The sequence below is a fragment of the Pseudomonas sp. SZ57 genome, assembly GCF_009495975.1.
GTDB classification, from domain to species: Bacteria; Pseudomonadota; Gammaproteobacteria; order Pseudomonadales; family Pseudomonadaceae; genus Aquipseudomonas; species Aquipseudomonas syringae.
Map to the genome: position 1 here is coordinate 55,948 of NZ_WIBD01000035.1, position 26,312 is coordinate 82,259.

Here is a 26,312-nt window from a genome sequence, read left to right on the forward strand (position 1 = left end):
AGCCTGCCGTTTACTTGTCCCCAGGGTTCACTCTGTCACAACTTTTTCGCTGAGAGTGTCTGCCAGACGAACGAATGCAGCCAGATCGAGCTGCTCGGGACGCAAGCTGCCGTCTACTCCGGAAGCGGTGATCTCATCGCTGGTCAACAGCAGCTTGAGCGTGTTGCGCAGGGTCTTGCGACGCTGGTTGAACGCTTCACGCACGATCCGCTCCAGCACACGGTGATCCTTGGCAGGGTGCGGCAGTGTTTCGTAAGGGACGAGGCGCACAATGGCCGAGTCCACTTTCGGCGGCGGGTTGAATGCACCCGGTCCGACGTTGAACAGGTGTTCGACGCGGCAATGGTACTGGACCATGATCGACAGACGGCCCCAGTCACCGCCGCCGGGTCCGGCAGCCATGCGCTCGACCACTTCCTTTTGCAGCATGAAGTGCATGTCGCGGATCAGGCTGGCGTTCTGCAGCAGATGAAAAATCAGCGGTGTCGAGATGTTGTACGGCAGGTTGCCCACCACCCGCAGGCTGCGCGGTTCGGCGCCGAGGGTGTTGAAGTCGAATTTCAGCGCATCGCCCTGATGCAGGTTGAAGTTCGGCTTGCTGGCGAACTGACCGTTCAGGATCGGGATCAGGTCCTTGTCCAGCTCGACCACGTCCAGCTGAGCGCCGCTGTCAAGCAGGCCCTCGGTCAGTGCACCCTGGCCCGGTCCGATTTCCAGCAGCCGGTCTTCAGGTTTGGCACGGATGGCACGCAGGATCTTGTCGATAACGCCTGCATCGTGCAGGAAGTTCTGCCCGAAGCGCTTGCGCGCCCGGTGTTGGTAGTGCTCGGTCATGAATGGGTCTCGGCCATCTGGTAGGCGGTTTGCAGTGCGACGTGCAGGCTGCCGGTGTCGATGTTCGCAGTGCCGGCCAGGTCCAGCGCCGTGCCGTGATCGACAGAGGTGCGGATGATTGGCAGGCCGAGCGTCACATTGACCGCTGCGCCGAAACCTTTGTATTTCAGCACGGGCAGGCCCTGATCGTGGTACATCGCCAGCACTGCGTCGCAGTGCTCCAGATATTTGGGGGTAAACAGAGTGTCTGCAGGCAGCGGGCCGCGCAAGTCCAGGCCTTCGCTGCGCAGGCGCTCCAGAGCAGGTTCGATGATGTCGATTTCCTCACGACCCAGATGCCCGCTTTCGCCGGCATGAGGGTTGAGGCCGCAGACCAGAATGCGTGGGTGGACAATGCCGAACTTGTTGACCAGATCGGCGTGCAGGATGCGTGTCACGCGCTCCAGACGATCCGCTGTGATGGCGTCGGCCACATCGCGCAACGGCAGGTGAGTGGTCACCAGCGCTACGCGCAGGTCGCCGGTTGCCAGCATCATCACCACCTGTTCGGTGTGAGTCAGTTCAGCGAGAAATTCGGTGTGCCCGGAAAACGCGATACCGCCGTCGTTGATCACGCCTTTGTGCACCGGGGCGGTGATCATGCCGCTGAACAGGCCGTCCAGGCAGCCCTGGCCCGCGCGAGTCAGGGTTTCCAGAACGAACGCAGCATTGGCCTTGTTCAGCACGCCGGTTTTCACCGGAGCGGCCAGTGGCGTATCCCAGACGTACAGACTGCCGGCAGGTGCAGGCAGGTCGGGAAGCGCGTCGGGCGTGACCTCGATCAGACTGACCGCCACACCCAGTTGCGCGGCCCGCTCAAGGAGCAGGTCGCGGCTGGTGATGGCAATCAGGGGGTATGGCTGAGGCTGCGTGGCGAGCAGCAGGCAAAGGTCAGGACCTATGCCGGCCGGCTCGCCGGGTGTCAGTGCGAAACGCTTGGGTTTCACTTTGCAGCCTGTGTCGCGCCAGGGAGTTTGATTTCAACGTAGGCTTCGTCGCGGATCTGACGCAGCCAGGTTTGCAGCTCTTCGTCGTACTTGCGGTTACGCAATACGTTCAGCGCCTGCTGTTCACGAGCCTGATCGGTAGCGTCCTTGGAGCGACGACCGAGTACTTCGAGCACATGCCAGCCGTACTGGGTCTGGAACGGTTTGGACAAGACGCCTTGTGGCGTTTCGCCCATCACCTGGCGGAACTCCGGAACCAGAGAGTTGGGATCTACCCAGTTCAGATCGCCGCCATTGAGTGCAGAACCCGGATCTTCCGAAAAGCTTTTCGCCAGCGCGGCGAAATCTTCGCCGCCCTCGATGCGGTCGTAGATCTTCTGGGCAAGACGCTTGGTCTCTTCCTCGTTACGAATTTCGCTTGGCTTGATCAGGATATGACGCACATGCACCTCATCACGCATTTGCGCCTCACCCTGGCCACCGCGCTTTTCCAGCAGCTTGAGAATGATGAAACCGCCCGGCGTACGTGCAGGAGGCGTCACGTCACCGACTGGCATCGAGCTGAGCATGTCACCGAACGGCGGTGGCAATTGCGCAGCCTTGCGCCAGCCCATGTCGCCGCCTTCCAGTGCGTTTTCGCTGGACGAGGAGGTGGCTGCGAGACGGGTGAAGTCAGCACCTTTCTTCAGCTGGTCGTAGATACCCTTGGCCTTGACCGCAGCAGCCTGGATGGCGTCCGAGGAAGCGCTGTCAGGTGTGGCGATCAGAATGTTGGCCAGGTGAAACTCTTCAGACAGCTGAGCCTTGCCCATATCGGAGGCGAGGAAGTTCTTCACTTCCTGCTGGGACACCTGGATACGTTCGGCCACCCGGCGCTGACGCACGCGGCTGATGATCATTTCCCGGCGCACCTGTTCGCGCGCATCGTTATAGGACAGGCCGTCATGCGCCAGCGCGGCGCGGAACTGCTCCACGCTCATGTTGTTGCGCTGGGCAATGGTGCCGATGGCCTGGTTCAGTTCTTCGTCGGAGACACGAATGCCAGAGCGTTCGCCCATCTGCAACTGCAGGTTTTCCAGGATCAGACGATCCAGAACCTGTGGTTGCAGGGCTTCTGCAGGCGGTACACCAGAGCCGCGCTTGGCAATGGTCTGCTGAACTTCACGTACACGCTGGTCCATCTGGCTTTTCATGATCACATCGTTGTCGACGATAGCCACGACACTGTCCAGAGGTTGAACCGCAGCATGCACTGCACCGCTCAGGAGTAACGCGCCCAGCATCAGCGGGCGCAGACAATCAGAAAGCTTGGTCTTCACGTTCACGATAACCTTGAATGCCTTTGTCGAGGAAGCTGTCTACCTTGGCGCCAGTTACACCGCCGAGCCCCTTCAACACGATTTGTAGGAATATGCCGCGGTCGCCTTTCTCGTTCTGAGGTGCTGCCTGGCTGAACTCGTCGTAGTCGATCCAGTAGCGATTGACCAGACGCATTTTCCAGCAGCAGTTGTCGTACTCGAACCCGCCGAAAGCTTCGATGGTGCGTTCACGGTTGTAGTCATACTGCCAACGGCTGATCAGGCTCCACTGCGGCACGATCGGCCAGATGACCGAGAAATCGTGCTGCTGAATCTTGTAGTAGTCCTTCACGTAGTTTGGCGAACCCGGGGTGCCGTAGTCACCACCACCCACGACCCAACGGCCGGTGCTTTCGTCGTAACGAATCTGGTCGTTGCGATAGCGATAGCCGAGGTTGACGACCTTGTTCGGGTTGTCTTCAGGCTGGTAGTGGAACATTGCGCTGCCCGAACGGGTGCTTCGGCTGTCCGGATCCCAGTTGAAATCGGAGTTGAAGCGCCAGTCGCGGTTGAAGCGGTATTCGTATTCCAGTGCATAAGGCGAAACGTTGGAGCGCGCATCATCACGATCCGCGAACACCACGCCCGGCAACTGCACCTTGCGGTCTTCGAAATACAGCGCCTGACCGATGCTGAAGCGTTGGCGTTCGAAGCCGTTTTCCTCGATCCAGCGGTTGGTGACGCCCAGCGACAGTTTGTTCTCGTCGCCGATGCGGTCGGAACCGGTGAAGCGGTTGTCACGGAACAGCGAGGCGAAGTTGAACGTGCTTTCGCTGGTGTCGAATACCGGGATGTCGGTCTGGTCTTTCTCGGGAACATAGAGATAGAACAGGCGCGGCTCCAGGGTCTGGCGGTAATCCTTGCCGAACCAGTTGGTATTGCGGTCGAAGTACAGGCCGCTGTCGACGCTGAAGATCGGTACGCTGCGGCTTTGGCTGCTGCTGTACTCTTCGCCGGCCAGCAGGGTGTTTTTACCCTGACTGTCCAGATCCAGATCGTATTGCGTGTAGACATACTTCAGCTTCGGCGTCAGGAAGCCATAGGTCCAGTTCATCGGCAGGCTGACGGACGGTGCCAGGTTCAGACGATCGCCGTTGGCGCGAGCCAGGCCGGAGATGTTGTTGTCCAGGCGTGTCTCGGAGTTGCCATCTTCATCGATGAACGCGCCGCTGCGCAGGTCACGTTCGAAGCGCACCGCTTCAGTCTGATAATCGAACTTCAGACCGCCGGGGTTGTAGGGCAACGTACCGTTGAGCGTCAGCTGAGGCAGACGGTTGTACGGCGTAACGTTGGCAACCGTCGCCAGCTTGTAGGCCTGAGCATTGAGCACTGCCGCGAAGCTGTCGCCGCGGTAGGTCAGGGAGCCCTGCTGGTTGAGGAAGTCAGTCCGTTTGACGCCGATCTGATCGGTTTCCAGGTCCTGGAAGTAATACGGATCGCTGATATCGGTGTAATCGACCTGGGTCAGCCAGCGCGTATCAAGCCCGCCCTTGTGCTGCCAGTTGATCATCCAGCGGGTCTTGTCGTAGTCCGACTGCAGTTTGCGGTCGTCGTTTTCGTCGTTCAGGTACGCGCCGCCAAACTGACCTTCGCTGCCCTTGGTCAGGTAGCGGAACTCGCCTTCCATCAGCAAGCCACGATCAGCCATGTAACGCGGGTACAACGTGGCGTCGTAGTTCGGCGCCAGGTTGAAGTAGTACGGGGTGACCAGCGTGAAGCCGTTGTCGCCGCCTGCTGCAATGGTCGGCGGCAGGAAACCGGACTGACGACGGTCGTCGATCGGGAAGTAGATATACGGCGTGTACAGAACCGGTATGTCCTTGACCCGCAGGGTAACGTTGGTCGCTGTACCGAAGCCGGTGGCCGGGTTCAGCGTGATGTTGTTGCCCTTGAGCGTCCAGGCGTTGCTGTTCGGCTCGCACGTCGTGTAGGTACCGTCCTTGAGCCGGATGATCGCGTTCTCTGCACGCTTGGCGTACAGGGCGTTACCGCGAATGTTCGACTTGTGCAGGACGTACTCGGCGTTGTCGACACGGGCTTCGCCGGTGTCGAGTTGCAGTTCGGCCTTGTCACCGACGATCAGCGCACCGTTGTCGCGCAGACGGACATCGCCGTTCAGCTCGCCACGGTTTTCGGCCTGATGCAGTGCAGCCTCCTGGGCCTGCACCTGCATGCTGCCCTGGCGCATCACGACATCACCCGCCAGCGTGGCGACCTGCGCTTCCTGTTCGTAACGCGAAGCCTTGGCTCCCACGAACATCGGCGCGTCTTTCATCGGCGTCTTGTCGTCCATGCCAGGACGGATCGGCTCGACGTAGGCACCCGAGCAATACGGGCCGGTCTCGGCCAGTTGCGCTGCGGTAAGCTTTTCGCGAGGAACCCAATCGAGGTGGCTGTAGTCAGCACTACGCGACTTCAGACCTTTGCCCTTGGCTTCAGTGACCAGTTGCGTACCTGCAGACTGTTCACCCGAAGAGGTGCCTTGTGAGGTGACCGTGCCGTTGGAACTGACCGACGTCGTGTCATGCACGGGGCGCGGAGGCAGATCCACTGCAGCAGCATTGGATTTCGGCGCACAGTTCCAGGCACCCGAAGCAGAGACTGAGCAGTCATACTGTTCCGCGGCGACCACGAACTGAGTGGCCAGAGGTTGCATCGCCAGCAGACTGCCGGTTACGAGCAACGGAAATTTTTTACGAAACGCGGGGGATTTCAATGCCATCTTATTAGTCCGGGCTTCCTGCGCGCCATCTGCCCGCGGGGGGGCCGCACGCCTCTCGATGGGCTGAAAAAGATTCCGGATAATAAAGCATGACCCGCTTGACGGCTAGCGCCGTCGGAGACCCTTGTAATGTCAGATCAAGATATACGCCTGCAATCCCTGAAAGTTTGGCTCGATGAGCAGTTGCCGGCGCTGTTTTCGGCGCACGGTTGGGGCGCCGTGCCCCCGGCTACATTGACTGCGGCCAGTAGTGACGCAAGTTTTCGCCGTTATTTTCGCTGGGAGGGTGCGGGCCGAACTTTTATTGTCATGGACGCCCCTCCACCGCAGGAAAACTGCAAACCGTTCGTGGATATCGCTCATTTATTGGAAAAGTCGGGCATTAATGTTCCAAAAATTTATGCCGAAGACCTGACACAAGGCTTTTTGCTGCTCAACGATCTGGGCCGTCAAACTTATCTGGATGTCATTGACGCCGATAATGCCGATGCCTTGTTCGCTGATGCCATTCAGGCGTTGCTGGCCTACCAGCAACTGCCTATGGACGCGCCATTGCCCAGCTATGACGTCGCGTTGCTGCGCCGTGAGCTGGAGCTGTTTCCCGAGTGGTACGTGAAGCGGCACCTGGGTATCGAGATGGACGAGGCGCAGCTGAGCGACTGGCAGCAGGTCAGCGAGCTGTTGATCAACAGCGCCCTGGCACAGCCCAAAGTACTGGTGCATCGCGACTATATGCCGCGAAACCTGATGATCAGCGAGCCTAACCCGGGCGTGCTGGATTTTCAGGATGCGGTCTATGGCCCGGTCACCTATGACGTGACATGCCTGTTCAAGGACGCATTCCTGAGCTGGCCACAGGAGCGCGTGAGTGACTGGCTGCGCATCTACTGGGATCAGGCGCGTGCCGTCGGCATTCCGGTACAGGAAGATTTTGCCTCATTCGAGCGCGCCAGTGATCTGATGGGTGTACAGCGACATTTGAAGGTGATCGGCATTTTTGCCCGCATTTGTCACCGCGATGGAAAACCTCGCTACCTGGAAGACGTTCCGCGCTTTTTCGCTTATATAGAGGCGGTATTGTCACGTCGCCCAGAGCTGGCGCAGCTCGGGCAGTTGCTTACCAGTCTGCAGCCGGTAGACACCGCTGTCTGAAATGACAGAGACGGCCAACGTCATAGACAGCCGGTTTTATAAAGGGCCGCTTTGAAAGATGGCCATTTTGGAAAAGATCTTGATTGTGTCGAAGAGGACTGCATGAAAGCGATGATTCTCGCCGCCGGTAAAGGCGAGCGAATGCGCCCGTTGACCCTGCATACGCCCAAACCGTTAGTGCGTGTCGGGGATGTACCGTTGATCGAATACCACCTGAACGCCTTGCGCGATGCAGGGTTTCACCAGTTGGTCATCAACCATGCGTGGCTGGGTCAGCAGATCGAGGATTACCTGGGTGACGGTCAGCGTTTCGACCTGAGCATCCGTTACTCCCCCGAAGGCCTGCCGCTTGAAACCGGCGGTGGCATTCAGCGGGCATTGCCGCTGCTTGGCCTTGAGCCGTTCGTGGTGATCAACGGGGATATCTGGACCGATTACGACTTCAGCGCATTGCGCGTGCCGCTTGCCGGCCTTGCGCATCTGGTATTGGTCGATAATCCCGCGCATCACCCGACGGGTGATTTCTCGCTGGTCGACGGTCAGGTGCGCGACGACGATTCGGCGGTTCAGCGCCTGACCTACAGCGGTATCGCCATCCTCCATCCACAGCTGTTTGCCAATTGCGAGCCCGGCGCGTTCAAGCTCGCGCCGCTGTTGCGCGAGGCGATGCATAAGGGGTTGGTCACAGGCGAGCACTACAGAGGGCGCTGGGTCGATGTCGGCACCCACGAGCGCCTGGCTGAAGTCGAGCAGATGCTTGCGGAGACTCGCTGAATGCTTTGGCCCGGCACACTGATCGGCGCTGGAGTCGGTTACGCAATTGCCAGTATTCCAGGCGCAATGCTCGGTGCTCTGTTGGGGCAGGCGCTGGACCGGCGCCTGAAACTGCAGAGTTGGGCGCATCTGCGTGAGCGTCTGGGCGGACGTGCAACGATCCCCCAGAATGACCTGCTGTTTGTGTTGCTGGGCCGTCTGGCCAAAAGTAACGGACGGGTTCTGGCCAGCCATATCCATCAGGCACGTATCGAGATGCGCCGTTTGAACCTGAACGAGACGGATCAGTTGCGCGCCATCAACGCCTTCAAGCGCGGCCGCGACGGCACCGATGGCCTGCGCAGTTACCTGCGTGGCCTGCAAGGGCAGTCGGACACTGCCGAGGATATGTTGCGCGCCTGCTGGCGGATGGCCTGGGCGGACGGCAAGGCTTCCCGGGTCGAACGCGAGCTGATCGGGGTATGGGGCATGTGGCTTGGCTGGACAGGGCCGCAGGTCGAGGCGCTGGCGGCTGACCACGACCCCATGAAGCGCTCGCCGATCAGCAGCGGCGACGACTACAAAAGTGCGATGACGTTGCTGGGAATAAGGTCGGACACCGATCCTTTGAGCATCAAGCGAGCCTACCGGCGCCTGCTCAGTCGGCATCACCCTGACAAGATTGCCGGCTCGGGCGCCAATCCACAGCAAGTGCGGGTGGCGACCGAGAAGACCAGTGAATTGCACAATGCCTATCGGGTGGTGAAAGCCCGACGCGGGTTCAACTGAGCCAGCGCTTACTTTTCCTCTTTGGCGTCTATCCAGCCGCGAACGCGGCGGAACAGCTGCTCTTGTTCGGTATCTCCGCTGCCGGCGATGTTGATCAGGCCGATTTGGGTAAAGCCCGGCCCCTTGGTGCGTTTGCTGGCCTGCAGGCGCGCCTTTGCAGCCTCGTCAGGCGCGTTTTTGTAGATGAAATCGACGGCTTTTACTTTCAGCTGAGGCACCATGTCCAGCAGCGAAGGCTTGGTATTCAGAGGTTCACGCGCCGTCAGCATCACCAGTTTCTGCACCACAGGCGACGTCCGTTCATTGAGGAACCTGGCCGCCCAGTACGCGCCGCTGCTGTGGCCGATCAACACGATACTGCGTGCCTTGTTCTGCTGCGCAAAGCTGATCGCGGCTTCGATCCGCGCGAAGATGCGCTCGGCCTGAGCCTTGTTGAGTTCTTCGTCGGCAGCAGCCTTGGCTGTTTCAGCCGCAGCCAGGGCCTCGGCTTCTGCGGCCGGGTCTTTTGCTGTCTCCGTGGCGTCTTTGGGTTTTTCCTTCGGTGCCTCAGTGGCTTTGGCGGCGTTTGCATCTGCCGGAGCAACATCGGGCTCGCGTGCCCCCGGCGTGTTGTCGAGCGGGTCCGGCATGGTGATGCTCAGGCTCGACCAGCCGACATCCGGAAACTTGCGTCGCAGCGGGCCGACAGCGTCAGGCCAGTCCGGTGACTCGGCTTCGCCGGGCACAATGATGACCGCGCCTTCAGGGGCCTCAGTGTTGGCGGGTTTCCAGAGCGCGAGAAAGCTATCGTCTCCGGCCTGAAGTTGCTGCTGATCTTCGCGCGGCAATTGACGTTCCAGCGCTATTGCGTCTTCCTGCGAGCGGCTGAGCAGCGGGGCTCTTTCGACGGGCGCTTGCGCTGCAGCGTCCTTGGCCGGGTCAGGGGTCGGGTCCGCTGCGAGGGCAGGCAAGGCGCAAGGCAGTATCAATGACAGAAACAATGCAGGAAACGTTGCGCGAAAGGTGTAGGACATCGGATATTCCAAGCCAGAAACTATCCCGGCAGCCTAATGGGTTGATCGGCTTTTGTCAGGCCTGAGCCTGCGCGGCACACGGCCGTGATACGCACACACGAGAGCGACATACTGATGATTCGTCTTCTGCGCACCGGTTTTATCGGCTGCCTGGCCTTGCTCTTGATGGCTCAGATGGCGAATACGCAGGCTGACGAACCTGAAACACCTGCCGTTGCGCAGTTGAGTTCAGCGCAGCGTAACTGGCTCGACCAGCATGGCCCGTTGCGCGTAGGGCTGGTATTGCGCGCGCCTTACGCGCAGTTCGATCAACGCTTGCAGCAGTTGTCCGGCGCCAACGTCGACCTGATGAATGCGCTGGCGGCGACGCTGCCGGTCGACTTGCTGTGGCGGAATTTTCCTGACCAGAGCGCGCTGGAGAACGCGCTGGCCAAGGGTGAAATCGACGTTGCGCCCGGCTTGATGCAAACCCCCGCAGGCCTGCGTCTGTGGTTGTTTTCCGATCCGTATCTGCGTGTTTCGCAGCTGTTGATCGGCGAACGTGATGGCAGCACTGCCGTGGACCTGGAGAAACTCGACAGTCTTTCGCGCGTCGCGGTACGCATGCCGAGCACCACGGCCGACTACCTGCGCAGCAACTTTGCGCACCTCAACCTGCAAGGGGTGCCGCTGGAGCGCCAGGCCTTGCAATTGTTGCTCAGTCAGCAGGCGCGTTATGCGGTGGTGGACGAAGCGCAACTGAGCCGTCTGCTTCGCGAGCCGGAGTTCGCCGCGCTGGCGGTGGTGGGGGATATCGGGCTGCCACAATTGTTGCGGGTGGCTTCACGTCGCGACATGCCGGAGCTGGCCGCCATCGTCAGCGAAGCCTTGCGGGCGATTCCTGCCAAGGAGCTGGAGCAGCTGCATGCGCGCTGGATGCCGCTGACCCCGTCCCATTTCATCGAGTCGACCAAACTCTGGAAGAACCTGTGCATTCTGCTGCTGGTGATGTTGCTGGCGTGTTTCGCCATCGTGATCTGGCAGCGTCGCCAGCAGCAGGCGCTGGAGCAGGAGCTGCTGGCTGCGCGTGAAGAACTCGCCCGCCGTGTCGAAGAGGAGGAGGCGCTGCGTCTGGCGCAGTTTTCCATTGATCAAAGCACCGTCGGCATCCTCTGGGTCAACTGGGACAGCCGCGTGCGTTACGCCAATCGGGCGGCGGAGTCCATGCTGGGCTATGCGCCGGGGCAGGTGGTCGAGCGCCCGCTGATCGATTTCGAGCCCGGTCTGCACATGGATCGCTGGCTCAACCTGTGGAAGAACGCGCGCTCCAGCGAAGACAGCCCGCAAGTATTCGAGACCCATTGCCTGCGCGCCGATGGCAGCCTGCTGCCTGTCGATGTCTCGTTGAGCTTCCTGCGCTTTTGCGATGCCGAATACCTGGTGGTGTTCCTCACTGACGTCAGTGAACGACGCCGCGCGCATGAGCAGTTACGTGACTTGTCAGCGCATCTGGAAAGCGTGCGTGAAGAGGAGAAGGCGCATATTGCCCGCGAGGTTCACGACGAGCTGGGTCAGATGCTGACGGTATTGAAACTCGAGACGTCGATGTGCGAGCTGGCCTATGCCGACCTCGACCCTGGCCTGAGCGAGCGGCTGGACAGCATGAAGCGTCTGATCGCTCAGTTGTTTCAACTGGTGCGCGATGTTGCCACGGCCTTGCGGCCACCGATTCTCGACGCTGGTATCGCATCGGCCATCGAATGGCAGGCGCGCCGTTTCGAGGCGCGCACGCAGATCCCGTGTCTGGTGCAGGTGCCGGACAATCTCCCGGCGCTCAGCGATGCCAGGGCCACAGGCATGTTCCGGATCCTTCAGGAGGCCCTGACCAACGTGATGCGCCATGCCCGGGCCCACACGGTAGAGATCAGCCTGACGTTGCAGGACGGCATGATGTGCATGAGCATCGCCGATGACGGGCAGGGCTTTGTCATCGAATCGGGCAGGGCGGTTTCGTTTGGTCTGGTCGGGATGCGCGAGCGGGTGCTGATGCTCGGTGGCCGACTGGAGCTGGACAGCGAGGTGGGTGAGGGCACAACCTTGCGCGCCTATATCCCGCTGGACACCCTCGCACAGGAGCGAAAACAGTGATTCGTGTTTTGGTAGCCGAAGACCACACCATCGTGCGTGAAGGGATCAAGCAATTGATTGGCATGGCCAGGGATCTGCAAGTGGTGGGCGAGGCCAGCAACGGCGAACAGTTGCTTGAAACCCTGCGTCATGTGGCCTGCGAAGTGGTGCTGCTGGATATCTCCATGCCCGGCGTCAACGGGCTCGAGGCTATACCGAGGATTCTCGCATTGACCAATCCGCCGGCCATTCTGGTGCTGTCGATGCACAATGAGGCGCAGATGGCCGCGCGTGCATTGAAGGTCGGCGCGGCAGGTTATGCCACCAAGGACAGCGACCCGGCGCTGCTGCTGACTGCCATTCGCCGGGTGGCGGCCGGCGGGCGTTATATCGACCCGGACCTGGCCGACCGCATGGTCTTTGAAGTCGGCCTCACCGACAGCCGGCCTTTGCACTCGTTATTGTCGGAGCGCGAGTTTTCGGTATTCGAGCGCCTCGCCCAAGGCGCCAACGTCAACGACATCGCTCAGCAACTGGCCTTGAGCAGCAAGACCATCAGCACCCACAAGGCGCGGCTGATGCAAAAAATGAAACTCAACTCGCTGGCCGATCTGGTCAAGTACGCGATGGAGCACAAGCTGCTCTGAGTCTGAAAACGACACCCGACACCCCGCGCCCCTTTGCGACGCAGAGCGTCGAGACCTGCATTCCCACGCTGGAGCGCTCATCGTTGTACACAAGTCTGATTTGGATTCTGGCCGAAGGCCGTAGGAGCGAACTTGTTCGCGAGAGGGCCGGTATGATCGCCGAAAATGAATCGTCTGAAAAACTGTCTTGGCGAACAAGTTCGCTCCTACGCCCTTCGGGCCGAAGCCTTGAAGCCCTTTATCCTGCGCGTTCTAGGACTTGTGTATAACGATGAGTGCTCCACGTGAGTGCGCTGTCGAGAAGGATGCCTGAGCCGACATGTCCAATCGCGCCATCTCTGTAGGGCAATCCCTACCCCTGGCCTTCCAGCCGGCCTAGGCGATTCTCTCCCGGCCCCCGATTTTCGGGGGCTTCGGGCTGCTCTAGGCTTGAGCCCACGCAGACAAAACAAAGGTGTGGGTAATGAGCGACGTCGATACAAGCGCTGGAGCAAATGATGTTCTGGTCAGCTTTCGTGGTGTGCAGAAGAGCTACGACGGCGAAGCACTGATCGTCAAAGACCTCAACCTGGACATTCGCAAGGGCGAGTTCCTGACCCTGCTCGGTCCTTCCGGCTCTGGCAAGACCACCAGCCTGATGATGCTGGCCGGTTTCGAGACTCCCACGGCCGGTGAAATCCTCCTCGGTGGCCGCGCCATCAACAACGTGCCGCCGCACAAACGCGACATCGGCATGGTGTTCCAGAACTACGCCTTGTTTCCGCACATGACCGTGGCCGAGAACCTGGCGTTCCCGTTGTCGGTGCGTGGCATGAGCAAGACCGACGTCGGCGAGAAGGTCAAAAAGGCACTGGGCATGGTCCAGCTCGACACCTTTGCGCATCGCTACCCGGCGCAGCTGTCCGGTGGCCAGCAGCAACGCGTAGCACTGGCGCGTGCGCTGGTCTTCGAACCGCAACTGGTGCTGATGGATGAGCCGCTCGGCGCCCTCGACAAGCAACTGCGCGAACACATGCAGATGGAGATCAAGCACCTGCACCAGCGCCTGGGCGTGACCGTGGTCTATGTGACCCACGACCAGGGCGAAGCCCTGACCATGTCGGACCGGGTCGCCGTCTTCCATCAGGGTGAAATCCAGCAGATCGCACCGCCCCGCAGCCTGTACGAAGAGCCAAAGAACACCTTCGTCGCCAACTTCATCGGCGAGAACAACCGCCTCAATGGACGTCTGGTCAGTCAGGACGGCGACCGCTGTGTGGTCGAGCTGGAGCGCGGCGAGAAAGTCCACGCGCTGGCGATCAACGTCGGCCAGCCTGGCGGCCCGGTGACCCTGTCGATCCGTCCCGAGCGCATCAACCTCAATGGCCGCAGCGAGAGCTGCGCCAACCGTTTTTCCGGTCGTGTGGCCGAGTTCATCTATCTGGGCGACCACGTTCGCGTGCGTCTGGAAGTGGCCGGCAAGAACGACTTCTTCGTCAAACAGCCGATTGCCGAACTGGACCCCGGCCTGAGCGTGGGCGACGTAGTGCCCATCGGCTGGCAAGTCGAGCACGTCCGGGCGCTCGACCCCATGCAGCAAGTGCATTGATCTACCGACAAAAGCAATAACAGAGGCGACCTGATCGCCCATCCCAATCGCTTACCAACACTGCTCGTGGAGAAAAGAACCTATGTTGAAGTCTTTGAAGTTCACCGCCATCACGTTGGGCATGATGTGCGCGGCGCAGGCCATGGCTGCCACCGATCTTACCGTCATCTCCTTTGGCGGTGCCAACAAGGCCGCTCAGGAAAAAGCCTTCTACGCGCCTTGGGAAAAGGCTGGCAACGGCAAGATCATCGCCGGTGAGTACAACGGGGAAATGGCCAAGGTCAAAACCATGGTCGACACCAAGAGCGTTTCCTGGGACCTGGTAGAAGTCGAATCGCCGGAACTGGCGCGTGGTTGCGACGAAGACATGTTCGAAGAGCTGGACCCGAAACAGCTGGGCAATGCCGCTGACTTCGTGCCTGGCGCCATCACCACCTGCGGCGCGGGCTTCTTCGTCTGGTCCACCGTGCTGGCGTACAACGCTGACAAGGTCAGCACTGCACCCAGCGGCTGGGCCGATTTCTGGGACACCAAGAAATTCCCGGGCAAGCGCGGCCTGCGCAAAGGCGCCAAGTACACCCTGGAATTCGCCCTGATGGCCGACGGCGTTGCGCCGAAAGACGTCTACAAGGTATTGGCCAGCAAAGACGGCCAGGACCGCGCGTTCAAAAAGCTGGATGAGCTCAAGCCGAACATTCAGTGGTGGGAAGCCGGCGCACAGCCGCCGCAGTACCTCGCTTCCGGTGACGTGGTGATGAGCTCGGCCTACAACGGCCGGATCGCCGCCGTGCAGAAGGAAAGCAACCTCAAAGTCGTGTGGACTGGCGGCGTGTACGATTTCGACGCCTGGGCCATCCCGAAGGGCTCGAAAAACGCCGATGCCGCGAAGAAGTTCATCGCCTACATGCTGAGCCCCGAGCAGCAGAAGACCTACTCGCAGAACATCGCCTACGGCCCGGCCAACACCCAGGCGGTCAAGCTGCTGGACAAGGAAACCCTGCAGAACATGCCGACCACGCCTGAGAACATCAAGGATCAGGTGCAGATGGACGTGGCGTTCTGGACCGACAACGGCGAATCCCTCGAGCAGCGTTTCACTGCCTGGGCGGCCAAGTAATCCGTTTGCGTTGAGTCAGAACCGGGCGCTCCCTGAAGCGGGGAGCGCCCCCTCGTTGAAAGATTCCGGAGTTCTCTATGGCCATCGCCGTGCCCTTGACTGAAGGCGCCAGCCCCAACTTGAAGCAACGTCTCGCTCGCGCCGAGCGGGTCAACCGCTGGAAGGCCCAGGCATTGATCGCTCCGCTGGTGATTTTCCTGCTGTTGGTGTTTCTGGTGCCCATCGCTGCGCTGCTGTACAAGAGCGTCGGCAACCCGGAAGTCGTGACTGCGCTGCCGACCACTGTGGTCGAAGTGCAAAAGTGGGATGGTAAAGGGCTGCCGCCCGAGTCGGTCTACAAGGCAATGAGCCTGGACCTGGCCGAAACGCGGAAGAATTCCACGCTGGGCGATCTGTCCAAGCGTTTGAACATCGAACTGGCCGGATACCGCAGCCTGCTGAGCAAAACAGCACGCGCGCTGCCGTTCAAGACTGAGCCGGCCTCTTATAAAGAAGCGCTCGAAGCGCTGGACGAGCGTTGGGGCGACCCGGCCTACTGGCAGGCGGTGCGCCGCAATACCAGCAGCATCACCCCGTATTACCTGCTGGCGGCGGTCGACCATCGAATCGACGACCTCGGTGAAATCGCCCCGGCGACCCCGGACCAGGCGATCTATCTGGACATCTTCGCCCGCACGTTCTGGATGGGCTTGGTGATTACCGCGATCTGCCTGGTGCTGGCTTATCCGCTGGCCTACCTGCTGGCCAGCCTGCCCGCGCGGCAGAGCAATCTGCTGATGATTCTGGTGCTGCTGCCGTTCTGGACCTCGATTCTGGTGCGCGTGGCGGCCTGGATCGTGTTGTTGCAGTCCAGCGGGCTGATCAACAGTGCGTTGCTGGCGATGGGCATCATCGACAAGCCGCTGGAACTGGTCTTCAACCGCGTCGGCGTGTACATCTCGATGGTGCACATCATGCTGCCGTTCATGATCCTGCCGATCTACAGCGTGATGAAGAACATTTCCCCGACCTACATGCGCGCTGCGATTTCGCTGGGCTGCCACCCGTTTGCGAGCTTCTGGCGGGTGTACTTCCCGCAGACCTACGCCGGCATCGGGGCCGGCTGTCTGCTGGTGTTCATTCTGTCGATCGGCTACTACATCACCCCGGCGTTGCTGGGCAGCCCGAACGATCAGATGGTCAGCTATTTCGTCGCGTTCTACACCAACACCAGCATCAACTGGGGCATGGCCACCGCGCTCGGCGGGCTGCTGCTGTTGGCGACCATCGTGCTGTACCTGATTTATAGCTGGCTGGTCGGCGCCAGCCGCCTGCGTCTGAGCTGAGGAGCGTGACCATGCTGAACCCTTACACATCGCCGATCGAGCGCCTCTGGTATTACGCCTTGCGCATCATCTGCACCCTGGTGCTGCTGTTTCTGGTGCTCCCGGTACTGGTCATCGTGCCGCTGTCATTCAACTCCGGCAGCTTTCTGGTCTATCCGCTTCAGGGCTTCTCGTTGCAGTGGTATCAGGACTTCTTCAACTCCGCCGAGTGGATGCGCGCGCTGAAGAACAGCATGATCGTCGCCCCGGCCGCGACCCTGCTGGCGATGGGTTTCGGCACGCTGGCAGCGATCGGCCTGACCCGCGGCAACTTCCCTGGCAAGGCGCTGGTCATGGCCCTGGTGATTTCGCCGATGGTGGTGCCGGTGGTGATCGTCGGTGTCGCCAGCTACCTGTTCTTCGCGCCACTGGGACTGGGCAACAGCTACACCTCGCTGATTCTGGTCCATGCTGTGCTGGGCGTGCCGTTCGTGATCATCACCGTGTCGGCGACCTTGCAGGGCTTCAATCACAACCTGGTGCGTGCGGCTGCCAGCCTCGGTGCATCGCCGCTGACCGCGTTCCGGCGCGTGACCCTGCCACTGATTGCGCCGGGGGTGATTTCCGGCGCGCTGTTCGCCTTCGCGACCTCGTTCGACGAAGTGGTGGTCACGCTGTTCCTCGCCGGACCGGAACAGGCGACCCTGCCTCGGCAGATGTTCAGCGGCATTCGCGAAAACCTCAGCCCGACTATCGCCGCCGCTGCGACCCTGCTGATCGGCTTTTCGGTGGTCTTGCTGCTGGTGCTCGAATGGTTGCGCGGGCGCAGCGAAAAACTCAGAACGGCGCAGTGACTGCAAGCTGCAAGCTGCAAGCTGCAAGCTGCAAGCTACAAGCTAAAAGCAGAAGCAAATCAAAATGCTTGAAGCTTGAAGCTTGAAGCTTGAAGCTTGAAGCTTGAGGCTTGAGGCTTGAGGCTTGAGGCTTGAGGCTCGAAGCTTACCGCTCCGGGCGAAGCTTGGCGTACAATCCGCGCACCGTGATTCTGCTCAAACAGGTGCGTCATGCAGCCCTTCGTTATTGCCCCATCGATTCTTTCCGCTGACTTCGCCCGTCTGGGTGAGGAAGTCGACAACGTGCTGTCCAGCGGCGCCGACTTTGTCCACTTCGATGTCATGGACAATCACTACGTCCCGAACCTGACCATTGGTCCGATGGTGTGCAGCGCGCTGCGCAAATATGGCGTCACTGCACCGATTGACGTGCACCTGATGGTCAGCCCGGTGGATCGCATCATCGGCGACTTCATCGAGGCCGGTGCCACCTACATCACCTTTCACCCGGAAGCGACCCAGCACATCGACCGTTCGCTGCAGCTGATCCGCGAGGGTGGCTGCAAGGCGGGCCTGGTGTTCAACCCGGCTACGCCCTTGAACCTGCTCGAATACGTCATGGACAAGGTCGATATGATCCTGCTCATGAGCGTCAACCCAGGTTTTGGCGGGCAGAAGTTCATCCCCGGCACGCTCAACAAGCTGCGTGAAGCGCGCGCCCTGATCGATGCTTCCGGACGCGACATCCGCCTGGAAATCGACGGCGGCGTGAACGTCAACAATATCCGCGAAATCGCAGCGGCAGGTGCTGATACCTTCGTTGCCGGTTCAGCCATTTTCAATGCGCCGGACTACCGCGAAGTGATCGACGAGATGCGCACAGAACTGGCGTCATCCCGCGCATGAGCGGCTTCGAGCAGCTGTTTGCAGGCAAACTTCCCAAGCTGATCATGTTCGACCTGGACGGCACTCTGGTGGACTCGGTGCCCGATCTGGCCGTGGCGGTGGACACCATGCTCGCTGAGCTGGGGCGCCCGATCGCCGGGCTGGAATCGGTGCGGTCCTGGGTGGGCAACGGTGCGCCGGTGCTGGTACGCCGTGCGCTGGCCAACAACCTCGACCACAGTGGAGTCGATGACGCCCTGGCCGAGCAGGGCCTGGAAATCTTCATGCGCGCTTATGCGCAAAAGCATGAGTTCACCGTGGTCTATCCCGGCGTGCGTGAAACCCTCAAGTGGCTGCAGAAAATGGGTGTCGAAATGGCCCTCATCACCAACAAGCCGGAGCGCTTTGTCGCGCCGCTGCTGGACGAGATGAAGCTGGGACGTTTCTTTCGCTGGATCATCGGCGGTGACACCATGCCGCAGAAAAAGCCCGATCCTGCTGCACTTTTTTTCGTGATGAAAATGACCGGTGCGCCAGCCTCGCAATCGCTGTTCGTCGGCGACTCGCGCAGTGATGTGCAGGCGGCCAAGGCTGCCGGTGTGGCCTGCGTCGCGTTGAGCTATGGCTACAACCATGGGCGGCCGATTGCCGAGGAAAACCCGGCGATGGTGATTGATGATCTGCGCAGACTGATTCCCGGTTGCCTGGACATGGACGCTGAGATACTGTTGCCCGACATCAAACGTCCCTCCTCAAGAGAATCCATCGTGGTGGTCACTCGCAAACTCTGGATGAAAGTCATCAAGGCCCTGGCCCGCTGGCGTTGGCGCGCCTGACCTGATTCTGGCCGGCCTGCCGGCACGTTTGCCTACCTGACCGTTTTGTCCTCAAACCACGAGGTTGCTCATGAACCGTGAAGAATTCCTGCGTTTGGCCGCTGAAGGCTACAACCGCATCCCGCTTGCCCGCGAAACCCTGGCCGACTTCGACACACCGCTGTCGATCTACCTCAAGCTTGCCGATCAGCCTAACTCCTACTTGCTGGAGTCGGTTCAGGGCGGCGAGAAGTGGGGGCGTTATTCGATCATCGGCCTGCCATGCCGCACCGTGATGCGCGTGCATGGCCATCACGTCAGCGTGACCCATGATGGCGTCGAGATCGAAAGCCTGGATGTCGAAGACCCGCTGGACTTCGTCGAGACCTTCAAGGCGCGCTACAACGTGCCGACCATCGCCGGGCTGCCACGCTTCAACGGCGGGCTGGTGGGCTACTTTGGCTATGACTGTGTGCGCTATGTCGAGAAGCGTCTGGCCAACTGCCCGAACCCTGACCCGCTGGGCGTGCCGGATATCCTGTTGATGGTGTCTGACGCGGTCGTGGTGTTCGACAACCTGGCGGGCAAGATGCACGCCATCGTGCTGATCGATCCAGCGCAGCAGGACGCCTACGCAAGTGGCGTGGCGCAGCTCGATGACCTGATGCACAAGCTGCGTCAGCCGATCACGCCGCGCCGTGGCCTTGATCTGGACCGGCCTCCGGCGGCCGACCCGGTGTTTCGTTCCAGCTTTACCCAGGACGATTACGAGGCGGCAGTCGATACGATCAAGCAGTACATCCTCGCCGGCGACGTGATGCAGGTGGTCCCGTCACAGCGCATGTCCATCGATTTCAGCGCCGCGCCGATCGATCTGTATCGGGCGCTGCGCTGCTTCAACCCCACGCCTTACATGTATTTCTTCAACTTCGGCGACTTCCATGTCGTCGGCAGTTCGCCAGAAGTGCTGGTGCGGGTCGAGGACAATCTGATTACTGTGCGTCCGATCGCCGGTACTCGTCCTCGCGGCGCCACCGAAGAGGCGGATCGCGCGCTGGAAGAAGACCTGCTCTCCGATCACAAGGAAATCGCCGAACACCTGATGCTCATCGACCTTGGCCGCAACGATACCGGTCGGGTATCCGAGATTGGCACGGTCAAACTGACCGAGAAAATGGTCATCGAGCGTTATTCCAACGTGATGCACATTGTGTCCAACGTCACAGGCCAGTTGAAAAGCGGGCTTACGGCGATGGACGCGCTGCGCGCGATTCTGCCGGCGGGCACTTTGTCCGGTGCGCCGAAGATCCGCGCCATGGAAATCATCGACGAGCTGGAACCGGTCAAGCGCGGCGTCTACGGCGGCGCGGTGGGGTACATGGCCTGGAACGGCAACATGGACACGGCGATTGCGATCCGCACGGCGGTGATCAAGAACGGTGAACTGCATGTGCAGGCCGGTGGCGGCATTGTCGCCGACTCCGTGCCAGTGCTCGAATGGGAAGAAACCCTGAACAAACGCCGCGCCATGTTCCGCGCCGTAGCCCTGGCCTCGCAAACTGCCGAGGACTGAGAGGCTTGCTGCCCTGCGTCTCAAAGCGGACGCAGAGCATCGCACGATACTTGAGATTATCGTTCCTCACGCTCCAGCGTGGGAATGCCGTGGGTGACGCTCCGCGTCACAGATTTGCGCCGCGCCGCAGAGTCAGGACAGGACGCGGAGCGTCCAGAACGACATGCGACGCGGAGCGCCGCACGATAGTCAGGCTTGCTGCTCTGGTAATGAACGGTAGTTGGAGAGCTATCGTTCCTCACGCTCCAGCGTGGGAATGCCGTGGGTGACGCTCCGCGTCACAGATTTGCGCCGCGCCGCAGAGTCAGGACAGGACGCGGAGCGTCCAGAACGGCATGCGACGCGGAGCGTCGCACGATAGTCAGGCTTGCTGCTCTGGTAATGAACGGTAGTTGGAGAGCTATCGTTCCTCACGCTCCAGCGTGGGAATGCCGTGGGTGACGCTCCGCGTCACAGATCTTCGCCGCGCCGCAGTTCTCAGGACAGGACGCGGAGCGTCCAGAACGGCATGCGACGCGGAGCGTCGCACGATAGTGAGGCTTGCTGCTCTGGTAATGAACGGTAGTTGGAGAGCTATCGTTCCTCACGCTCCAGCGTGGGAATGCCGTGGGTGACGCTCCGCGTCACAGATCTGCGCCGCGCCGCAGCTCTCAGGACAGGGCGCGGAGCGTCCAGAACGGCATGCGACGCGGAGCGTCGCACGATAGTGAGCCTGTCCAGCGGGCAGTCTAGAAACTCAGACTCAACGCGACATTCACCCCTTGCTGGGTTACGTCGTCGTTCTTGCGCCAGTTGTAATTGCCGCGCAGTGTCAGGTCTTGAGTCAGCTTCTGGCTGACACCCAGCGTGGCCCGGTTCAAATCGCGTTGCGGCGTGTAGCCTTCTAGCGTGAAACCGACTGACTGGACACTGTTGAGCGCCATGGTCACGTCCTGCTGATCGGTCTCGAACTCCCTTTCATGGGCCACTTCGCCCCATGCCTGCGTGCTCGGTGTCACCTGGAATTTGCCCTGCACACCCACGCCTGCACGCCGCGATTTGCGCGTCTGGTCACTGAAGGTCAGCGCCGTTGAACGGTCGCCCTTTTCCGAGTAGCCGTCGACATCGATGTGCGCGTAATCGGCGCTGACGAAAGGCGACAGATGCCAGCGGCTGGTCGGGCCTGCGATGTCGAAACCGACTCGACCACTGACAGCCCACATTTCGCCGTCGGTATCACCTTTTTCCTGACCTTCGCTGACGCCCAGCGCGAACTTGCGCTCGGCATTTTCGTAATCCAGCTTGCCGCCCGACACCGCCAGATCACCCCACCAGTGGTTGGCCTGATACTGCAGGAACGCAGTGGCGATGTAGCTATTGAGTTTGTAGTCAGAGTCCCGTGGCCCTGCCTCAAGACTCTGGCGGTACGCACCGGCAACAACCCCTGTACGCCAGTATTCGGCAAACCGATAGCTGCCGCCGATGGTCAGGTTATAGCCTCTTCCGTCAGCATCAGCCGAGCTGTCCTGCGCGTCGAAGTCCATTTTCTGACCGCCTGCGGAAAGCATGCTCTGCCACTGCCCGACACCTTGCCAGTTGCCCCAGTCGCTGAGCCACTGGGCGCGAATTTCATCCTGATGCATACGCAGCGTGCCATTGGCCATTTCCGGCAGCAGAGAGATTTCCCAGGGTGCCGAAAGCAGCGAGTACGCGTAGTCGGCCAGCAACCTCTGTCCGGCCTCGGTCGGGTGCACGCGATCATTGAAGAACAGCCGGCTCGGATTCGGCGTCGCACTGGACCTGCCGTTGGTGGTGCTTTCCCGGCAGCTGTCGCCGCTGAAACAGGTAGTCACCAGATTCTCGTTGGGATCGAACCCGAAGCGTGCCGGTTGAGCGAGGATTTCATTGATCAGCAACGGAACATTCAGCGGAATGATCTGGGCATTGATCTGTGCCAGTCGGCTGACCAGTTGCTGATTGAAGCCCGCGCTGAGTGCGGACGTTGCCGAGGCCAGCGGCGAACCGCTCAAGGCTGGCGTTTTACCGATATCCGGCAGCAACCAGACCATGATGTAGCGCGCACCGGCCTGTTGCAGGGCTTGCGCGCTGTCAGCCAGTTGATTGGCAGCTTGCGCCGCGCTTCTGGCACTCAACACACGACCCTGCAGGAAGTCGTTGCCGCCTCCGGTCAGGTAATAAAGAGCGTTGGGGTCGGCGCGAAAACTGTTGGCCGGCAGATAACCGGTCCGGCTGCGCAGTAGCGTGCCCGTGTTCGGGTCGACGACGGTGGATTGCGAGTTGATCGAATCAAGAATCTGGTCAGTCCGATAGCCGCCGACAGCCCAGTTATTGCCATCGGGTGCGCCCAGCGCAGCATTGACCGGCGACGTCGAGGCCGCCAGATCTCCTGCCGGCACACCGAGCATCCTGCCGATCAGTGTCGACGAGTTCAGGTTGAACGCTTCGCCGCTGCCGTCCTGATAAGTGGGGCCGACACGATTGGTGAACCTGAGCGTCGAACCCCTGGGCCCGGCGGTGTCGGGAAACTGCCCGGCATCGGCCAGACTGTCACCGAACACCACCATGGTCGAATAGGGCGCAGCGGCAGCGGTGCCGCAGGCAAGCGATAACAGGCAGGCCGCGAAGGGCCAACGCCTTGATGTCTTGGTCATGAACGGATCCCGATTGTTTTTGTTTTGTACCAGAAACGTAGCAAGATTTTTCATGACTGCAAAGTTCGATGAACATTATCGCGCTGCGGCGGTGCTTTTTTGACCTCAGGCGGCCCTGTTGGTCACGATGGCGCTCAGGTAGTTGGCCAGGTCGTGCAGGTACACGAAGGGATGACCCTGGCGACTGCCGCCTGTACGGCTGACCTTCAAGTCGATGCGTCCTGCGTTGATCTTGCGCAGCAGATTCCTGTCGTTCGACAGGTGCGAAAAATAACGCTCTCTGACGGCGCTCAGCGAAGGGCACGGCGTGGCGAATTCTTTGCGAAGTTGATCCAGTATTTCGTTCATTCCATGACTCCCTGTGGTTTGCATGTGAGTACTCCCGAGATGGGGTGCAGACAAACAATACGATATGTAGCGCTTCGTGACAATACAGTTTGTATTTTAAATACAATTTGTATCTTTCGTCTCACAGGGAATCGATGTACCAGGACACTCGAGCAGTGCCGTTTTCCGGGTTGCGGGTCACGCTGATGCCTTCGGCCTCGCTGATCTGATCCATGATGCGCTCCCAGTGAGCCACCGACTCGCCAGGCTCCCTGATCAGCAGGACCTGATGCTCGATCTGCGCCTTGTCACTGGTGATAGCGTCCTGAATGCGCTGTGCCAAGGCCAGGTAAGCGTCATGTTGCGAGGTGTCGGGGAACTGCTTGAGCATGAGTGAACTCCTTTTTACTGTATGTGCATACAGTAATTGAGGGGTGTTTCTCACGCAAGCTACAAATGTTTCCTACACGGACACATGCCAGGGTTGAAACAGATGACATGAAAAAGCCCCGATTATCGGGGCTTGGGCGGGGCGTGCGGGGATTCAGAGACGCATGGTCATCTGCCTGATGACACCGATCAGCTTGCACTCCTCGGTCACCGCAAGTGTCGGATAGGCGGGGTTCAGCGGCTTGAGAAAGTAGCGTCCGGCGTCTTCGACCAGTTTTTTGAACGTGGCCTCGTTGCTTTCCGGCAGCTTGGCGATGACCAGCTTGCCGGCAGTGGGCTCGATTCCGGTGTCGACCAGAATCAACATGCCTTCGGGAATGCTCTGGCCTGCGGGTGCGGTCATCGAATCGCCACGGACCACCAGCCAGAAGGCTCTGCCCTTGGCTTTGTAGTCGCTGATCTCGAAGGTGTCCGAATAGCCGGCAGGGTAGGGCTCGACGGCTTCACTCCAGCCACCGGCCTCTACCCAGCTGATGACCGGATAGCGATAGAAACGCGAAGGCTGCACCGTGTGCTCCACGTTGTGCATGCCGGGTTCGCTGGTCGGGATGGAGGTGGTGAGAATCGGCAGGCCGAGCTCGGTCAGAAATCGATTGATGACCTCGATCTTCGGCTCACGCTTGCCATTCAGCCAATGCCCTACCGCGCCGGGCGTCACGCCCATCCGCTCAGCCATCTCTTCCTGGCTGATTTCCTGGGTTTCCATGACCTGTCTTGCGACTTCATACCATTTTCTGTTCATGCGTCGAATCATACAGGCTGTAGGGTGTTGAGCAATATACATAATGTAATGCTTCGTTGTGTCATAAAAATACAAAATGTATTGTAAGGCCTTGGTTCTGTGCAGCGAAAGACGCTGCGCAGCGTTTCGGAAAGGTCCTACAGGAGAGACACGATGATCGAGAAAATAGAAGCCGTGATGCAGCATTGGGGTGAACAGCGCATGCGCATTGGCCTGGGCGGCGGACTGAGCAGCCCGATGGCCGGGATCATGGAATGGGGCGCGTACATTCCGCGTCGCACACCCGGCTCGCGCGCGCTGGTGGGTAATGGCAGCGGCCTGGACTATATAAGCAGCGAAGTGGAGGCGGCCATTGCGCAGCTGTCGCGCAGCCCGGCAAAGAGCCGCGGGCCCGAACTGGCCCAGCTGGCGACATTGCGTTATGTCGAGTCGTTGCCGGTGCGCGAGCAGATGCGCCTGGTGGGCATTAATGAGGGCGCAGACCGCACCTATCGCAACTGGATCAACAAGCTTCACCAGCAAGTGCTGGTGATTCTCGCCGAGCGCAGCGCTTACAGAAGCAGCAACGCCGTCGTCGACAAGGCTGCACAAGGGTGAATGAAGACACGGTTTCACGCCGTTTATCCGGGTCGATTGCACAGCTGTGGCCGAACTCGTGCTGAACTCCGGTCAAACTCGACCCACCCCGAAACTGCCCCTTCCCAGGCTTTCCGGAGGGGGGTAAAAAGGTCCCACGATATGCGATTTGCGCCTCAGGGCAGCAGCCGGAAACAGGCTGATCAACAGCCACAACCGGTCACTCGCGACCCACCTCGAACCCCGCCTTGGCGGGGTTTGTTTTTTAAGATCCGGTCAACGTCCAGATCAGGTGTCGTCGCAAGCCTGGCCGACGCAGCATTGTTAAATGTGTTCAGCCCGGCCGCCTCAGTGCGGCCTTTTTTATTTCCGGAGTACCCATGGACCCAACCGACCTAGGCCCAGGCACAGCTACCTGGCTGGGCGGCACGGGCACAATTCTGCTTGGCGGCTTTTTATGGTTGCGCAAGTTTCTTTCCCGAGATGCAACAGACCGGGCGATGGACAACGCGGACATCGGCACGGTTCGTCGCCTCAATGAGCTGCTCGACTCCGAGCGCCAGGCGCGCAAGGAAGCTGAAGCGCGGGCTGATCAGTTCGCCAAGGAGCGCAACGAGCTCGCCGCAGCGGTTGGCCGGATGGAGGGCAAGATCGAAGCCCTCACCAGCCACATCGTTCAACTCACCGACAAGGTCACCACGCAAAGCGCCGAAATAGCCCGGCTGCGATCTCAACTCGGAGGTGCAAACGATGCACAGATGCGCAATTGATTTCATCGCTCGCCATTGGTGGCGGCGCCTGGAGGTCTGGCTGATTTCCGTGCTGCTGATCGCTGGCTGCCTGATGCTCGGTTTTCAGGCCGGGCAGTGGTCGGCGAATGCCGAGCATACGCAGCAGCTGGCCGAGGTTCGCAATGCCTACGACGCAGCGCTGGGTAAGCGCGACCGGCGCCTGGACAGGCTGGCCGAAACCACTACCCAGGCGGCGGACAGGGTCGAGAGTGCTGCATCGATTGCCAATCAGGCCGCTCACGCGGCCAGCCGTGCTGCAGACAAGGCTGATGAGGCGTTGTGCAAGGCTAACCAGTAGGC

24 protein-coding genes are annotated in these 26,312 nt (G+C 60.3%); 15 read left to right on the top strand and 9 right to left on the bottom strand.

Translation table 11 applies throughout. The features are described from left to right. Window positions 1–27: 27 nt before the first annotated feature. The 4 genes from rsmA to GE543_RS25365 are packed head-to-tail and all read right to left on the bottom strand — an operon-like array spanning window position 28 to window position 5,900. On the bottom strand, window positions 28–834 hold the full coding sequence (gene rsmA, locus GE543_RS25350) for a 16S rRNA (adenine(1518)-N(6)/adenine(1519)-N(6))-dimethyltransferase RsmA (protein WP_003419764.1): 807 nt from the start codon (window positions 832–834) through the stop codon (window positions 28–30). After that, window positions 831–1,820: a 4-hydroxythreonine-4-phosphate dehydrogenase PdxA gene (gene pdxA, locus GE543_RS25355; RefSeq protein WP_371927265.1), complete on the bottom strand. Its 990-nt coding sequence runs from the start codon at window positions 1,818–1,820 to the stop codon at window positions 831–833. Before pdxA ends, rsmA begins: the two co-directional genes overlap by 4 nt. Further along, a complete protein-coding gene (locus GE543_RS25360) occupies window positions 1,817–3,139 on the bottom strand; it encodes a peptidylprolyl isomerase (RefSeq protein WP_003411767.1) in 1,323 nt (440 codons plus the stop codon). The genes pdxA and GE543_RS25360 overlap by 4 nt, the downstream gene beginning before the upstream one ends. Further along, on the bottom strand, window positions 3,120–5,900 hold the full coding sequence (locus GE543_RS25365; protein ID WP_003419759.1) for an LPS-assembly protein LptD: 2,781 nt from the start codon (window positions 5,898–5,900) through the stop codon (window positions 3,120–3,122). Before GE543_RS25365 ends, GE543_RS25360 begins: the two co-directional genes overlap by 20 nt. A gap of 129 nt (window positions 5,901–6,029) precedes the next feature. Between GE543_RS25365 and GE543_RS25370 the strand changes: the two genes are divergently transcribed. The 3 genes from GE543_RS25370 (at window position 6,030) to GE543_RS25380 (ending at window position 8,594) form a co-directional block, all read left to right on the top strand. Then, the gene (locus GE543_RS25370) at window positions 6,030–7,052 is read left to right on the top strand and encodes an aminoglycoside phosphotransferase family protein (protein WP_153222638.1); all 1,023 of its coding nucleotides are present in this window, start codon (window positions 6,030–6,032) and stop codon (window positions 7,050–7,052) included. A 102-nt stretch (window positions 7,053–7,154) separates the two neighbouring features. Then, window positions 7,155–7,826: an N-acetylmuramate alpha-1-phosphate uridylyltransferase MurU gene (gene murU, locus GE543_RS25375; protein WP_178118671.1), complete on the top strand. Its 672-nt coding sequence runs from the start codon at window positions 7,155–7,157 to the stop codon at window positions 7,824–7,826. Next, entirely contained in the window at window positions 7,827–8,594 is a 768-nt protein-coding gene (locus GE543_RS25380) for a TerB family tellurite resistance protein (RefSeq protein WP_153222640.1), read from the top strand. An 8-nt stretch (window positions 8,595–8,602) separates the two neighbouring features. Here the strand turns inward: GE543_RS25380 and GE543_RS25385 are convergent, their stop codons facing one another. Then, window positions 8,603–9,607 carry an alpha/beta hydrolase family protein gene (locus GE543_RS25385; RefSeq protein WP_046271696.1) on the bottom strand — a complete coding sequence of 335 codons (1,005 nt, stop codon included), beginning with the start codon at window positions 9,605–9,607 and terminating at the stop codon, window positions 8,603–8,605. A gap of 114 nt (window positions 9,608–9,721) precedes the next feature. On the opposite strand from GE543_RS25385, the gene GE543_RS25390 reads away from it, so the two are divergent. From GE543_RS25390 to trpE, 9 genes are all read left to right on the top strand, one after another. Then, a complete protein-coding gene (locus GE543_RS25390; RefSeq protein WP_153222641.1) occupies window positions 9,722–11,734 on the top strand; it encodes a transporter substrate-binding domain-containing protein in 2,013 nt (670 codons plus the stop codon). Beyond that, the gene (locus tag GE543_RS25395) at window positions 11,731–12,360 is read left to right on the top strand and encodes a response regulator transcription factor (RefSeq protein WP_003419741.1); all 630 of its coding nucleotides are present in this window, start codon (window positions 11,731–11,733) and stop codon (window positions 12,358–12,360) included. The genes GE543_RS25390 and GE543_RS25395 overlap by 4 nt, the downstream gene beginning before the upstream one ends. A gap of 463 nt (window positions 12,361–12,823) precedes the next feature. Further along, the gene (locus GE543_RS25400; RefSeq protein ID WP_003394921.1) at window positions 12,824–13,948 is read left to right on the top strand and encodes an ABC transporter ATP-binding protein; all 1,125 of its coding nucleotides are present in this window, start codon (window positions 12,824–12,826) and stop codon (window positions 13,946–13,948) included. Between the two features lie 82 nt (window positions 13,949–14,030). Then, on the top strand, window positions 14,031–15,065 hold the full coding sequence (locus GE543_RS25405) for a polyamine ABC transporter substrate-binding protein (protein WP_003394920.1): 1,035 nt from the start codon (window positions 14,031–14,033) through the stop codon (window positions 15,063–15,065). A 77-nt stretch (window positions 15,066–15,142) separates the two neighbouring features. Then, on the top strand, window positions 15,143–16,390 hold the full coding sequence (locus tag GE543_RS25410; protein WP_003419732.1) for an ABC transporter permease: 1,248 nt from the start codon (window positions 15,143–15,145) through the stop codon (window positions 16,388–16,390). An 11-nt stretch (window positions 16,391–16,401) separates the two neighbouring features. Then, the gene (locus GE543_RS25415; protein WP_003394916.1) at window positions 16,402–17,223 is read left to right on the top strand and encodes an ABC transporter permease; all 822 of its coding nucleotides are present in this window, start codon (window positions 16,402–16,404) and stop codon (window positions 17,221–17,223) included. A gap of 210 nt (window positions 17,224–17,433) precedes the next feature. Continuing rightward, a complete protein-coding gene (gene rpe / locus GE543_RS25420) occupies window positions 17,434–18,108 on the top strand; it encodes a ribulose-phosphate 3-epimerase (protein ID WP_153222642.1) in 675 nt (224 codons plus the stop codon). Beyond that, window positions 18,105–18,923 carry a phosphoglycolate phosphatase gene (locus GE543_RS25425; RefSeq protein ID WP_153222643.1) on the top strand — a complete coding sequence of 273 codons (819 nt, stop codon included), beginning with the start codon at window positions 18,105–18,107 and terminating at the stop codon, window positions 18,921–18,923. The genes rpe and GE543_RS25425 overlap by 4 nt, the downstream gene beginning before the upstream one ends. Before the next feature lie 70 nt (window positions 18,924–18,993). Next, window positions 18,994–20,475, top strand: coding sequence for an anthranilate synthase component I (trpE, locus tag GE543_RS25430; RefSeq protein WP_103689569.1), 1,482 nt, complete (start codon window positions 18,994–18,996; stop codon window positions 20,473–20,475). Window positions 20,476–21,203: 728 nt separating this feature from the next. Here trpE and estP read toward each other — a convergent pair. The 4 genes from estP to GE543_RS25455 form a co-directional block, all read right to left on the bottom strand. Beyond that, entirely contained in the window at window positions 21,204–23,126 is a 1,923-nt protein-coding gene (gene estP / locus GE543_RS25440) for an esterase EstP (protein WP_153222644.1), read from the bottom strand. 105 nt (window positions 23,127–23,231) lie between these two features. Next, window positions 23,232–23,474: a pyocin activator PrtN family protein gene (locus GE543_RS25445; RefSeq protein WP_003316268.1), complete on the bottom strand. Its 243-nt coding sequence runs from the start codon at window positions 23,472–23,474 to the stop codon at window positions 23,232–23,234. A gap of 121 nt (window positions 23,475–23,595) precedes the next feature. Further along, window positions 23,596–23,844, bottom strand: coding sequence for a DUF1654 domain-containing protein (locus GE543_RS25450; protein WP_002551908.1), 249 nt, complete (start codon window positions 23,842–23,844; stop codon window positions 23,596–23,598). A 153-nt stretch (window positions 23,845–23,997) separates the two neighbouring features. Next, entirely contained in the window at window positions 23,998–24,609 is a 612-nt protein-coding gene (locus GE543_RS25455; protein ID WP_010419550.1) for a LexA family transcriptional regulator, read from the bottom strand. A gap of 189 nt (window positions 24,610–24,798) precedes the next feature. Between GE543_RS25455 and GE543_RS25460 the strand changes: the two genes are divergently transcribed. The 3 genes from GE543_RS25460 to GE543_RS25475 all read left to right on the top strand — a co-directional run bounded on the left by GE543_RS25460 (window position 24,799) and on the right by GE543_RS25475 (window position 26,310). Continuing rightward, window positions 24,799–25,242 (top strand): hypothetical protein, encoded by a 444-nt coding sequence (locus GE543_RS25460; protein ID WP_153222658.1) that lies wholly within the window; start codon window positions 24,799–24,801, stop codon window positions 25,240–25,242. Between the two features lie 359 nt (window positions 25,243–25,601). Continuing rightward, on the top strand, window positions 25,602–25,991 hold the full coding sequence (locus GE543_RS25470) for a hypothetical protein (RefSeq protein WP_003411734.1): 390 nt from the start codon (window positions 25,602–25,604) through the stop codon (window positions 25,989–25,991). Further along, window positions 25,972–26,310 (top strand): hypothetical protein, encoded by a 339-nt coding sequence (locus tag GE543_RS25475; RefSeq protein ID WP_153222645.1) that lies wholly within the window; start codon window positions 25,972–25,974, stop codon window positions 26,308–26,310. Before GE543_RS25470 ends, GE543_RS25475 begins: the two co-directional genes overlap by 20 nt. Window positions 26,311–26,312: the final 2 nt, after the last annotated feature.